A 10,542-nucleotide genomic window follows, 5' to 3' on the forward strand; every position below is an offset into this window, starting at 1 on the left:
CCGGGCAAAGCCCGGAGGCCTGCGGCCTCCCATGACCCCGCCTCCGGCTGGTCGCGTCAGTCGCCGCCCAGAAGCTTCAGCAGCTGATCGCGGGCCTCCTGTTCGATCCGCTGCCTCAGCACGTCGTTCAGGTCCTGCTCCGGCGCGGTCTCCGTGTCCAGGTTCAGCTCTTCGGCCAGCTTCTGGCGCACCCGGTCCTTGGCTTCCTGCTCAACATCGTCAATCCGGGTCTGCAGCGCCTGGCTGAAATCAGGGCGGATGTCCGGATTGTCCCAGCTGCCGCGGATGCGGACCGGGATCGTCAGCACCTGATCGCGGCCCGCCCGAACGATCTGCGGCGAGAACAGGTAATCCAGATCGCGCGCGCCCAGCCCGATCCGCCCGTTGCCCTCGGCCCGGAAGCCCTTGAGCAGCACCAGCAGGTCCTGGTTGCGGAGGTTGCCGCCCTCGATCGCGAAGCTGGCGGTCAGCTGGTCGAACACAGTGCTGCCGCCGTTGCCGCCCGAGCGCATCAGCTGCTCCAGGTCGAAGCCGGTGAAGAAGCCCTTGCCCGCCTCCAGCCAGCCCTTGCCGCTGAGCGACTGCATGATGGCGGCAACCGAATGTCCGGAGCCGAGGAATTCCAGCTCGCCCAGCGCCTCGCCGTTCAGCCGGTCATAGCCCGCGGTTTCGCCCAGGGCGCGTTCCAGCCGGATGCCGGTGAAGGTCATCTTGCCGCCCACCGACAGCCCGCCCCGGTTATTGGCGACCACCTGCCCCTGCACCTGGCCGCCGAACATCGACGCCGGCAGGAATTTCAGCACCGCGCGCTTCTGCTCCACGGTCAGGTTCAGCTTGCTGGCCCCCAGGTTCACACCGCCGGTCCGGAGGCTGTCGAAGGTCAGATCCACAACCGCATCCGCCAGCCCCAGCGCAGAGGCGTCTATCGGCGTCTCCGGCCATCCGCTTGCTGCGGAGCCGCTGGCGGGAGCGCCGCCCTGCGCGGCGGCCAGGCCGGAGAAATCCAGCGCCCCGCCCCGCAGCTGCGCGGTGATGCTCGGGCGTTCCTTGATCACCACATCCGCCGCTCCGGTCAGCCGGTTGGCACCCAGTTCCAGCGCCAGATCGCGCATCGCAAGGCGCCCGTCGGCGGTATAGGTCACGTCAGCGCCAAGCACCGCCTTCTGCGCCAGCGCATCGGGCAGAAACACCCCCAGCGCCACGCCGGTTTGCAGCAGGTCATCCGCGCCGAAGGTCAGCCGCCCGCTGGCCTCGCCGCTGATGCCGGCATGGCCGTCAAACCGCCCCTTGCCGCCCGGCGCCGTCACCGTTGCCCCCACCGAGGAGACCTTGCCCGCCAGGAAGGCCGCGAAAGTGCCGATCTCGGCATCCACCTCCACCGGCTCCCCCGCCGGGCGCAGGGTCACCCTGGCGTTCACGGTGCCGTCAGGGTCCGGCCACTGCAGGCTGAGGTCGACGTTCTTCATCTCCACCGGATCCTGCCCGTGCGCCGCATAGCGCAGCGAGGCCCCGGTCAGCTCCACCGCCTCGATCCGGAGCGGCAAAGCGCTGCCGCCCTCGGACCCGCTGCCGCCCGGTGCCGCCGCGCCGCCGCCGCCCATGACCCAGTTGCCAATGCCGTCCGCGTTGGTGGCAAGGTTCAGATGCGGCAGGATGGCGGACACCTCGGTGATGCGCACATCGCCCTGCATCAGCTCCGCCGCAGACACGCCGATGGTCAGCCGCTCCGCCCGCAGCATCGGCTCCGGCCCGGCCCAGTCCGCATTGGACAGCGTCACCGCGTCGGCCTTGACGCCCAGCGTCGGCCAGAAGGTGAAGCGCAGCTTGCCGCCGAACTCCAGCTTGCGCCCGGTCTGGGTCTCCAGCTGATCGGCGGCCAGCCGCGCGATCTTCTCGCCCGGCAGCAGCAGCACCAGCGCCACCAGCAAGACCACCGTCAGCACCAGCGCCGACACGACCCGGATTATCAGCTTCATCATCCCGCTCCTTCTGCCTTGCCCCCCGTCTTCCCCGCGGGCTTTTGCCCAGCTTACCGCCTGTGCGCGGGGGCGCAATGCACGAAGCCCCCGCCCCGCATCAATGCTTCGCGCATATGCGGCCAAGGACTCCCGCAGCCGGGCCCGCCGGCGCAGGCCAAGCCCCCGCTTCACGACGGGCCGCGCCACCCGTTTTCCTTGCCTCCTGCCGCATTCCTGATATATGCGCGCGCATGACCAGTACCCCGTCCAGCAACCCGCCCAGCCTCCGCCCCGACCTCGCCCCGGAACCGCAGTTCCGCGAGGCGCCCCGTGACGGCCAGCCGACCCTCGGCATGGTCTCGCTCGGCTGCCCCAAAGCGCTGGTCGACAGCGAGCGCATCCTGACCCGGCTGCGCGCCGAAGGATACGGCATCTCGCCCGATTACGCGGGCGCCGACGCGGTGATCGTCAACACCTGCGGGTTTCTCGACAGCGCCAAGGCGGAAAGCCTCGAGGCGATCGGCGAGGCGCTGAAGGAGAACGGCAAGGTGATCGTGACCGGCTGCCTCGGCGCCGAGCCGGACTACATCCGCGAGCATCACCCGCGCATCCACGCCGTCACCGGCCCGCATCAGTATGAGCAGGTGCTGGACGCGGTGCATTCCGCGGTGCCGCCCAGCCCGAACCCCTATGTGGATCTGCTGCCCGCGGCGGGTGTGAAACTGACCCCGCGGCACTTCAGCTATCTGAAGATTTCCGAGGGCTGCAACCACAAGTGCAAGTTCTGCATCATCCCCGACATGCGCGGCAAACTGGCGTCACGCCCCGTCCACGCGGTGCTGCGCGAGGCGGAGAAGCTGGTCGAGGCAGGTGTGCGCGAGCTTCTGGTGATCAGCCAGGACACCTCCGCCTACGGGCTGGACCGCAAGTATTCCACCCACCCCTGGAAGGGCGAGGAGGTGCGCAGCCATATCCAGGACCTGTCGCGGGAACTGGGCAAGCTAGCCCCTGCCGATGAGTTGTGGGTGCGGCTGCATTATGTCTACCCCTACCCGCATGTGCGCGAGCTGATCCCGCTGATGGCGGACCCGGACAACGCGCTGCTGCCCTATCTGGACATCCCCTTCCAGCACGCCCACCCGGACGTGCTGCGCCGCATGGCCCGCCCCGCAGCGGCGGCCAAGACGCTGGACGAGATCCGCGCCTGGCGCGAGACCTGCCCGGACATCACCCTGCGCTCCACTTTCATCGTCGGCTTCCCCGGCGAGACCGAGGCGGAGTTCCAGCACCTGCTCGACTGGATGGACGAGGCGCAGCTGGACCGGGTCGGCTGCTTCAAATACGAAAACGTCGACGGAGCGCGGTCGAACGATCTGCCGGACCACGTGGCGGAAGAGGTCAAGCAGGAGCGCTGGGAGCGCTTCATGGAGAAGGCCCAGGCGATCTCCGAGGCCAAGCTGGCGGCCAAGGTCGGCCAGACTATGCAGGTCATTGTGGATGACATCGACGAAGACGGCATCGCCACCTGCCGCACCAAGGCCGACGCGCCGGAAATCGACGGCAACCTGTTCATTGACGAGGAAACCGAGGGCTTGCAGGCCGGTAATCTGGTCACGGTCGAAGTGGACGAGGCCGGGGAATATGACCTGTGGGGGCGCTTGCCCCGGTAACCCGCGCAGCTAACTTCCGATTTCCTGCAAAGGCGGCCCGTCGTTCGGGCCGCCTTTTGCCTGTCAGCCGCAGCGCCCGGAAAAATTTATTTCCGAATCTCCACTTTCAGTTATGTTTGTTTCCCAGTGGGAAAATAACCCCCCGGCCAAAAGGCCCAACAGTGGAGACGACCGTGAACAAACCTGCAATGACCAAACTGCCCGACCGTTCCGTCGAACCGGTTCTGGACGATCTAGAGGGCTGGAGGAAGGTCGAGGGCAGCCCCTCGATGAAGACCTGGATCGAATACACTTCCGGGGACGGCGGCATCATCAGCGGCTGGTGGGAGGCCACCCCGGGCACCTATCACGCCACCTATGATGCCTGGGAATTCGTTCACATGATCGAAGGCCGGATCATCATCACAGCAGAAGGCGAAGAACCGAGGGAGGTTGGCCCCGGCGATGCTTTCGTGATCGAAAAAGGCTTCGCAGGCACCTGGGAGATCAGGGAAAAAGTGCTGAAACACTTCGTGATCAAGCTAAAGTGAGTTTGCGGGGCGGCAGTTGCGGGCCGCCCCGCCCAACGCATGAACCAGCCAGGGAGAGCCCCCAGCCATGACAAACACCCCGGATATCGCCCAGAAAGCCCCGTTCCCTGTCGAGGTGAAGGAGGGCAAGACCTATTTCTGGTGCGCCTGCGGCAAGTCCTCGCGGCAGCCGTTCTGCGATGGCTCGCACAAGGACTCGGCGTTTGAACCGGTGAAATACAAAGCGGAAAAGGACGGCAAGGTGTTCTTCTGCGGCTGCAAGCATTCGGGCAGGAAGCCGCTGTGCGACGGCACCCATTCCAAACTTTGACCGCACGGTCCGCAGCAGCGGGCCGCACATCCGCCCGGCTCCGCGGCGTCAGCGCATCAGACGCTTGAAAACGTCCGCCCGGGGGCAGAACTCCGGCACCGCAGGCGCATCGTCCCGGCGGGCGGACAGCCACAGGGCGCAGGACTTGCTGCAGCCCGCGCCGCGGCAGGCGGTGACCATACGGGCATACTCCAGCCCGCTCAGCCGCCCGGCCCGCATCTCCCGGTCCAGATCGACACCCGCGGCCTGCGCCACGGCGCGCAAGAGCCACAAATGGCGGAAGATGTTGCCAAGGCCCTCTGCCTCCGCTGCCATGTCTTTCATGTCCGGCGCTCCTTCAACTGTATCAGCGCGTCCGCATTGCGGCAGCCCGGCATGGGGCCGGCGGCATGCCCGCGGGCGGCCAGAAACGCCGCGCACTGGTTTGGCGCCGCGCAGCCGCGGCAGCGTGTGATCATTTCGGCCCAGCCCTCGGGGCTGATGTCCCCGGCCGCAAGCGCCGCAGACAGATCGGCGCCGGCGGACTGACCCATCCGGGCCATCAGGCGCAGGTGATACAGAGGGTTGCCCAGAGGCTGCATGCCATCCGCCCCGTCAGGCCTGCTGCTCGCTCAGGTATCCCAGCAGGTCGCGGTTGCGGCAGAAATCCGGCGCAGCGGCACTCGGACGCACGCCATCCGCCAGCCACTTGCGGCAGGCGCCGACTCCGCCGCAGCGGGTGCAGCGCAGCACCGCCTCGGCGATCTCGTCAAAGCGCAGGGTGCCGGACACTGCCTCTTCTTCCAGATCCAGCCCCACGGCGCAGGCCATCCGGTCGAACAGTTCGGCGTGGGTTTTCAGGTCAGCTTCGGCGGTCATCGCGCATACCCCGTAATCATGCATTGCCGGGACAGCTTAGCGATTGCAGGCGGGAGCCGATTTGACTCAGGTCAACCGGAGCGAAAATTCACGCGGGCCTGCCGCCCCGGTGATCAAGATAGGCGCGCACCGCGTCCTGCACCCGCCGGAAGCGGTCGCCGCCCAGTTTCTTGCCGCCGTACCAGCGGGTGACGACGATGACGTGATCGGTGATCCCTTCGCGCTCCATCATCCGCAGGATCACCATTCCCGCGCCGCTTTCGCCGTCATCGGCCTTCAGCCCCCCCGCCGGCAGCACCGCCGCCCAGGTGTTGTGTGTGGCCTTGGCATAGGCGCGCTCGGTCTTCAGTTCCGCCAGCACCGCGTCCACCTCCTCGCGCGAGGTCACCCGCGCGCCGGTGACCGCGTATTTCGAGCCGCGGTCGGTCAGCACAACGCCGAGCTTTTCCAGCGCGGGGGCGGAGGTGTCCTTGGCCGCCACGGTCAGTTCAGGCCGTTGCGCTCGATGGTGGCCTGCACCACCCGCACCCGGTCCGGGTTGGCCGGGTGAGTGCCGAGGAAGCGGTCGCCCGGGTCCGGCAGCCGGTTGAAGAAGCGCACACCGACACTGGGCCGGTAGCCGGCGTTGTGGGTGATGATCGTCCCCAGCTCATCCGCCTCCAGCTCGAAATCCTTGGAGTACCTGCGCGCGCCGACAAAGCCGCCGATATCCTGCGCGGAGGAAACCGCGCCGGCGTCACCGCCGACCAGCGCGGTCAGAATCCCGGCACCGGCGCTGGCCAGCGCCGAATTCGTCGCCTGCCGCGCCAGGTGGCCGCGGATATGGTGCGCCGCCTCATGCGACATCACAAAGGCCAGCTCGTCGTGGTTGGCGATCTGCCCCAGCATCCGCCGGGTGAAGGTGATCACCGGGCGGCCCGAGCGGTCCAGGCTCTGATAGGCGTTGGGGGCGGCATTCGGATTCGGGTCGATGCGGATCAGGAAGTCGCAGTTCATCCCTTGTGTCCGGCTGCGGCATTCCCGCTCGGCCACCGGCTCCACCCGCCGCGTGACAGCGGCAAAGGCACTGCTCGCCTCGCCCGGCGCCAGCCCCTGCACCGGCTGCTGCGGTGCAGTCCGGACTGGCTGGGGCGCGGGTTCCACCACCATGTTGCAGGCGCTGGCAGTCAGGGCAATCAGACACAGAAAACGGCGCATGGCACATCCTTTTGCAGTTCGTCCGCACAGTACCGCGCAAGCCCCGGGGATAGCAATTGCCGGGCGGCGGAAGTCCGCCGTTACATTGGAACGATCGCCTGCAATTGCAAGGCCTTGCCAGCAGGCGGCGCGCAGTGCAGGCTGGGGGCATGTTTACCATCGAACATGAATTCGACTCGACGGTCATCACCCTGGTTGACGAGAACGGAACTCCGCTCAACGAGGATGTGACCATCAATTCCTTTGCCGAGTGCGTCACGGTCGAGCAATACGACCCGCGCACCGACAGCGTGCAGAAAATCACCCTCTCGCACCTGCAGGTGCGGGATCTCGCCGCCGCGCTGGACCTGCCCGAAGGCGTCTACCGCCTGGTCGGCGAGGACTAGCGCTCAGCCCGACCCGGTATAGACGAAGACCTTGCCGCGGGAGGTCGCGCCGCGGCGCAGTTCAAGGTTTGACGCCGCGGTGCCCATTGCCATTGCCAGCAGGCTGCGGACGGCTTCGGTCGCCTTGCCGTTCTCCGGCGCCGCGGTCACGGAAATCTTCAGCGCCTCCCCGGCCTGCACAACGGCATTGCGCGCCGCCTTGGGCGCGGCGCGCACCGTGATTTCCGCGCCCGGCACGCGCAAATGGCGCAGATCCGGCAGGTCTTTCTTCTTCGGCTTTCCCATGAGGCACTGATGCCCTGTGCAGGCGGCAAAAGCCATAGACTTTGCCATCCTGACACCGCTATCACCCTGCCAGCGAAACCCAAGCCCCCGCCGCCTGCTGCATTTTCGGCACAGGCAGCGCGCAAGGCCCATTGGCTCTTGAAAAAACACCCAACGCCGCCGAGATAGGCAGCACCAGATGTAAAAAGGTTTCACATATGCCCGCACGCAATGATGCCGCCCTCGAATTCCTGCTGTCGCGCCGCTCGCGCCCGGCCAAGACGCTGGTGGCGCCCGCCCCCACGCGCGAAGAGCTGCTGCCGATCCTGACCGCCGCCGCCCGCTCCCCCGACCATGGCAAGCTGGAGCCCTGGCGCTTCATCGTGGTGGAGCAGCCCGCGATGGCGCGGCTTGCGGCGCTGGCAGAAGAAACCGGCAGGCGCCTCGGCAAAAGCCCCGAAGACATTGCCAAGGGCCGCGGCCAGTTCGACCAGGGGCAGCTCGCGGTGGTGGTGGTCGAGGTGCAGAAGGACAGCCCCAAGATCCCGCCGGTCGAGCAAAGCTACTCCGCCGGCGCGGTCTGCCTGGCGCTGCTGAACGCCGCACTGGCCTCCGGCTGGGGCGCCAACTGGCTCAGCGGCTGGGCCAGCCACGACCGCGGCTTCAGCGCGGCCGCCTTTGGCCTGGCGGAAAACGAGCGCATCGCCGGCATTGTCCATATCGCCACCGAAAGCTCCGCCCCGCCCGAGCGGCCGCGCCCGGACCTGGAGACCCTCACAACCTGGATGAGCGCATGATCTTCACCGCCTTTTTCAAGACCCTCGGCCAGACCGGCGATCCGCGCTTCCGCAAGGTGCTGTTCCTGGGGCTGGGCCTGACCGTGGCCCTGCTGATTGCTGCCTATGCGGGCTTCCTGATGCTGATCCAGTGGCTCGTCGGCCCGGAGGCCACACTGCCCGTTCTGGGCGAGGTCACCTGGGTCGACGATCTGCTGTCGTTCGGATCGCTGTTCTTCATGCTGTTCCTGTCGGTGTTCCTGATGGTGCCGGTGGCCTCCGCCATCACCTCGATGTTCCTCGAGGAAGTCGCCCAGGCGGTGGAGGACAAGCACTACCCCGCCCTGCCGCCGGCAGCCAAGGTGCCGCTCTGGGACGCGGTCAAGGACACGGTGAACTTCCTCGGCCTGCTGATTGCGGCCAACATCCTGGCGCTGTTCCTCTATGTGCTGTTCCCGCCTGCGGCGCTGTTCATCTTCTGGGCGCTGAACGGCTTCCTGCTGGGGCGGGAATATTTCACCCTCGCCGCCGCCCGCCGGGTCGGCACCGCCGAGGCCAAGAAGCTGCGCCGCCAGCATTCCGCCACCATCTGGGCGGCCGGAACCCTGATGGCGGTGCCGCTGTCGGTGCCGCTGGTGAACCTGGTGATCCCGATTCTGGGCGCCGCCACCTTCACCCACATCTACCACGCGCTGGCCCGCCGCTAGGCCGGCCGCAGCCGGGTCAAGGCCGGAATACACTGGAAATGGCGCTTTCGAGGGCAGTCCTGCCCTCGAAGCGCTTCTCAGCAAATATCTTCCGGGTTCAATCTGGCACTGCGGCCCGCTCCAGCCCGCCGGGCTGGCCGCAACCGCGCCGCGCATCGCGCGGCGCCATGCCCAACCGGTGCCGAGGCATTTCAATGCCTCCAAACCGGGCGGGAGAGTCTGCTGTCTTGAAGGTCAGGCGCAGAGCCCGGTCACTGCCGCTCCGGCAGCATTCCCATCCAGTCGAAATCACGCACCGAAATCGCCCCGGAGATGACAATCGCGCAGATGATGGCCCACAGCACCGCCGCCACGGCGGTGGTGATCCAGGCTTTCTGCTTCAGAAAGTGCTTCTCCGGCGCGCCCGCATGGGTGCCGGGCACCACGTCCCCCCTGTCGCCCTGGGTTTCCAGCCGGATCGGAATGATCACCAGGAAGCTCATGAACCAGATCACCGCATAAAGCACGATTGCTGATGTAACGCCCATTTCACTGGCCTCCTGGAATTGCCCTGCCCCGCAGCCGGGACAGGTTGCTCATACTCTCAAACTTCCTCGAGTTCCACCAGGCAGCCGTTGAAATCCTTCGGATGCAGGAACAGCACCGGCTTGCCATGGGCGCCGATCTTCGGCTCGCCCGATCCCAGCACCCGCGCGCCTTCGGCTTGCAGGTGGTCGCGGGCTGCCAGGATGTCCTCGACCTCATAGCAGACATGGTGGATGCCGCCCGCCGGGTTCTTCTCCAGAAAGCCGTTGATGGGCGAGTTGTCGCCCAGCGGGTACAGCAACTCGATCTTGGTGTTGGGCAGTTCGATGAACACCACGGTGACGCCGTGATCCGGCTCATCCTGCGGATCCCCCACCTTGGCGCCCAATGCGTTGCGGTATTGCGCGGCTGCCGCCTCCAGGTCCGGGACAGCAATGGCAACATGGTTCAAACGGCCGATCATCTCTGTTGTGCTCCTCTCACAAACAATCCTCCGCTGCGGTTATGGGCGCTTTGCTGCGCCGCGGCAAGTGCGCCAATCCGCACGGCAGAAGCCGCCCGGCGCCCGCGCACGCCCTGTTAACGAGTAATTAGCCTCGATTCCCTAGCGTCAGAGCATATCCCGCAAGGAGGATGCGTCATGGACGATTCGGAACTGTTAGCTGCCGCCCAGCGCCTGCCCACCAGCCGGCGCCCGCTTCTGGGCCTGACCATCCTGGTGGTCGAGGACAGCCGCTTTGCCTGCGAGGCGCTGCGCCTTCTGTGCCTCCGCAGCGGCGCCCGGATCCGGCGCGCCGACTGTTTGAAATCCGCCCGGCGCCACCTGCAGGTCTACCGCCCTTCGGTGCTGATTGCCGATGTCGGGCTGCCGGACGGCTCCGGCCTCGACCTGATCCGCGAACTGGCCGACGCCAGCCCGCGCCCCGGCGTGATCCTGGCCACCTCCGGCGACTCCAGCCTGGCAGAGGCCGCGCTGGCGGCCGGTGCCGCCGGTTTCCTGGAGAAGCCGGTCACCTCGCTCGCCGCTTTCCAGCAGGCGGTGCTGTCCAGCATGCCGGCCGACCGCCAGCCGTGCGGCCTGCGCGTGTTGGATGACGAGACCGTGGAACCGGACCTGCTCGCCTACCGGGATGACATGGCGCATGCCGCCGATGTGCTGAACATGGGGCAGGAAGAAAAGACCCTGGCCTATCTGGCGCAATTCCTGGGCGGCGTCGCCCGCAGCGCCGGCGACCGGCCGCTGGCCGATGCCGCCGACCGCCTGGCCCGGTCCCGGCAGAATGGCGAGCCGCTGAAACAGGATGCCGCCACCCTGGCCGGCCTTGTGCAGGAGCGGCTGCAGCGCCGCGCGGCGATCTGAG

16 protein-coding genes are annotated in these 10,542 nt (G+C 67.1%); 7 read left to right on the forward strand and 9 right to left on the reverse strand.

All coding sequences use genetic code 11. The features are described 5' to 3' along the window. Positions 1-56: 56 nt before the first annotated feature. Positions 57-1,976, reverse strand: a complete 1,920-nt coding sequence (locus KUV26_RS06220) for an AsmA family protein (RefSeq protein WP_222507721.1) — start codon at positions 1,974-1,976, stop codon at positions 57-59. Between the two features lie 233 nt (positions 1,977-2,209). Here KUV26_RS06220 and rimO point away from each other — a divergent pair, with 233 nt between their 5' ends. The 3 genes from rimO to KUV26_RS06235 all read left to right on the forward strand — a co-directional run bounded on the left by rimO (position 2,210) and on the right by KUV26_RS06235 (position 4,468). Continuing rightward, positions 2,210-3,628 carry a 30S ribosomal protein S12 methylthiotransferase RimO gene (gene rimO / locus KUV26_RS06225; RefSeq protein ID WP_222507722.1) on the forward strand — a complete coding sequence of 473 codons (1,419 nt, stop codon included), beginning with the start codon at positions 2,210-2,212 and terminating at the stop codon, positions 3,626-3,628. Positions 3,629-3,801: 173 nt separating this feature from the next. After that, positions 3,802-4,158 carry a cupin domain-containing protein gene (locus KUV26_RS06230; protein ID WP_315900082.1) on the forward strand — a complete coding sequence of 119 codons (357 nt, stop codon included), beginning with the start codon at positions 3,802-3,804 and terminating at the stop codon, positions 4,156-4,158. Positions 4,159-4,225: 67 nt separating this feature from the next. Further along, positions 4,226-4,468 (forward strand): CDGSH iron-sulfur domain-containing protein, encoded by a 243-nt coding sequence (locus KUV26_RS06235; RefSeq protein WP_222504564.1) that lies wholly within the window; start codon positions 4,226-4,228, stop codon positions 4,466-4,468. Positions 4,469-4,516: 48 nt separating this feature from the next. On the opposite strand, the gene KUV26_RS06240 is transcribed toward KUV26_RS06235, so the two are convergent. From KUV26_RS06240 to KUV26_RS06260, 5 genes are all read right to left on the reverse strand, one after another. Continuing rightward, positions 4,517-4,792 carry a DUF6455 family protein gene (locus KUV26_RS06240; protein ID WP_222507723.1) on the reverse strand — a complete coding sequence of 92 codons (276 nt, stop codon included), beginning with the start codon at positions 4,790-4,792 and terminating at the stop codon, positions 4,517-4,519. Next, a complete protein-coding gene (locus tag KUV26_RS06245; protein ID WP_222504566.1) occupies positions 4,789-5,049 on the reverse strand; it encodes a DUF6455 family protein in 261 nt (86 codons plus the stop codon). Before KUV26_RS06245 ends, KUV26_RS06240 begins: the two co-directional genes overlap by 4 nt. A gap of 13 nt (positions 5,050-5,062) precedes the next feature. Beyond that, entirely contained in the window at positions 5,063-5,326 is a 264-nt protein-coding gene (locus KUV26_RS06250; RefSeq protein WP_222504567.1) for a DUF6455 family protein, read from the reverse strand. An 88-nt stretch (positions 5,327-5,414) separates the two neighbouring features. Then, positions 5,415-5,807 (reverse strand): YigZ family protein, encoded by a 393-nt coding sequence (locus tag KUV26_RS06255; RefSeq protein WP_222504568.1) that lies wholly within the window; start codon positions 5,805-5,807, stop codon positions 5,415-5,417. A 2-nt stretch (positions 5,808-5,809) separates the two neighbouring features. Further along, positions 5,810-6,523: a M48 family metalloprotease gene (locus tag KUV26_RS06260; protein WP_222504569.1), complete on the reverse strand. Its 714-nt coding sequence runs from the start codon at positions 6,521-6,523 to the stop codon at positions 5,810-5,812. 149 nt (positions 6,524-6,672) lie between these two features. Between KUV26_RS06260 and KUV26_RS06265 the strand changes: the two genes are divergently transcribed. Continuing rightward, complete coding sequence (locus KUV26_RS06265) at positions 6,673-6,909, forward strand: hypothetical protein (RefSeq protein WP_222504570.1); 237 nt, start codon at positions 6,673-6,675, stop codon at positions 6,907-6,909. Between the two features lie 3 nt (positions 6,910-6,912). On the opposite strand, the gene KUV26_RS06270 is transcribed toward KUV26_RS06265, so the two are convergent. Beyond that, positions 6,913-7,194 (reverse strand): DUF167 domain-containing protein, encoded by a 282-nt coding sequence (locus tag KUV26_RS06270; protein WP_222507724.1) that lies wholly within the window; start codon positions 7,192-7,194, stop codon positions 6,913-6,915. A gap of 197 nt (positions 7,195-7,391) precedes the next feature. Between KUV26_RS06270 and KUV26_RS06275 the strand changes: the two genes are divergently transcribed. Together KUV26_RS06275 and KUV26_RS06280 are read left to right on the forward strand one after the other, a co-directional pair. Beyond that, positions 7,392-7,970 (forward strand): nitroreductase family protein, encoded by a 579-nt coding sequence (locus KUV26_RS06275; RefSeq protein WP_222507725.1) that lies wholly within the window; start codon positions 7,392-7,394, stop codon positions 7,968-7,970. Further along, positions 7,967-8,656 carry an EI24 domain-containing protein gene (locus KUV26_RS06280; protein WP_222507726.1) on the forward strand — a complete coding sequence of 230 codons (690 nt, stop codon included), beginning with the start codon at positions 7,967-7,969 and terminating at the stop codon, positions 8,654-8,656. The genes KUV26_RS06275 and KUV26_RS06280 overlap by 4 nt, the downstream gene beginning before the upstream one ends. 251 nt (positions 8,657-8,907) lie before the next feature. Here KUV26_RS06280 and KUV26_RS06285 read toward each other — a convergent pair whose 3' ends face one another. Together KUV26_RS06285 and mce are read right to left on the reverse strand one after the other, a co-directional pair. Next, positions 8,908-9,183, reverse strand: coding sequence for a DUF1467 family protein (locus KUV26_RS06285; RefSeq protein WP_222507727.1), 276 nt, complete (start codon positions 9,181-9,183; stop codon positions 8,908-8,910). Between the two features lie 56 nt (positions 9,184-9,239). Then, a complete protein-coding gene (gene mce, locus KUV26_RS06290; protein WP_222504575.1) occupies positions 9,240-9,644 on the reverse strand; it encodes a methylmalonyl-CoA epimerase in 405 nt (134 codons plus the stop codon). A 177-nt stretch (positions 9,645-9,821) separates the two neighbouring features. Between mce and KUV26_RS06295 the strand changes: the two genes are divergently transcribed. Further along, entirely contained in the window at positions 9,822-10,541 is a 720-nt protein-coding gene (locus KUV26_RS06295; RefSeq protein ID WP_222504576.1) for a response regulator, read from the forward strand. Position 10,542: the final 1 nt, after the last annotated feature.

Origin of the sequence: Leisingera daeponensis (assembly GCF_019801465.1) — a bacterium.
Classification (GTDB): domain Bacteria; phylum Pseudomonadota; class Alphaproteobacteria; order Rhodobacterales; family Rhodobacteraceae; genus Leisingera; species Leisingera daeponensis_A.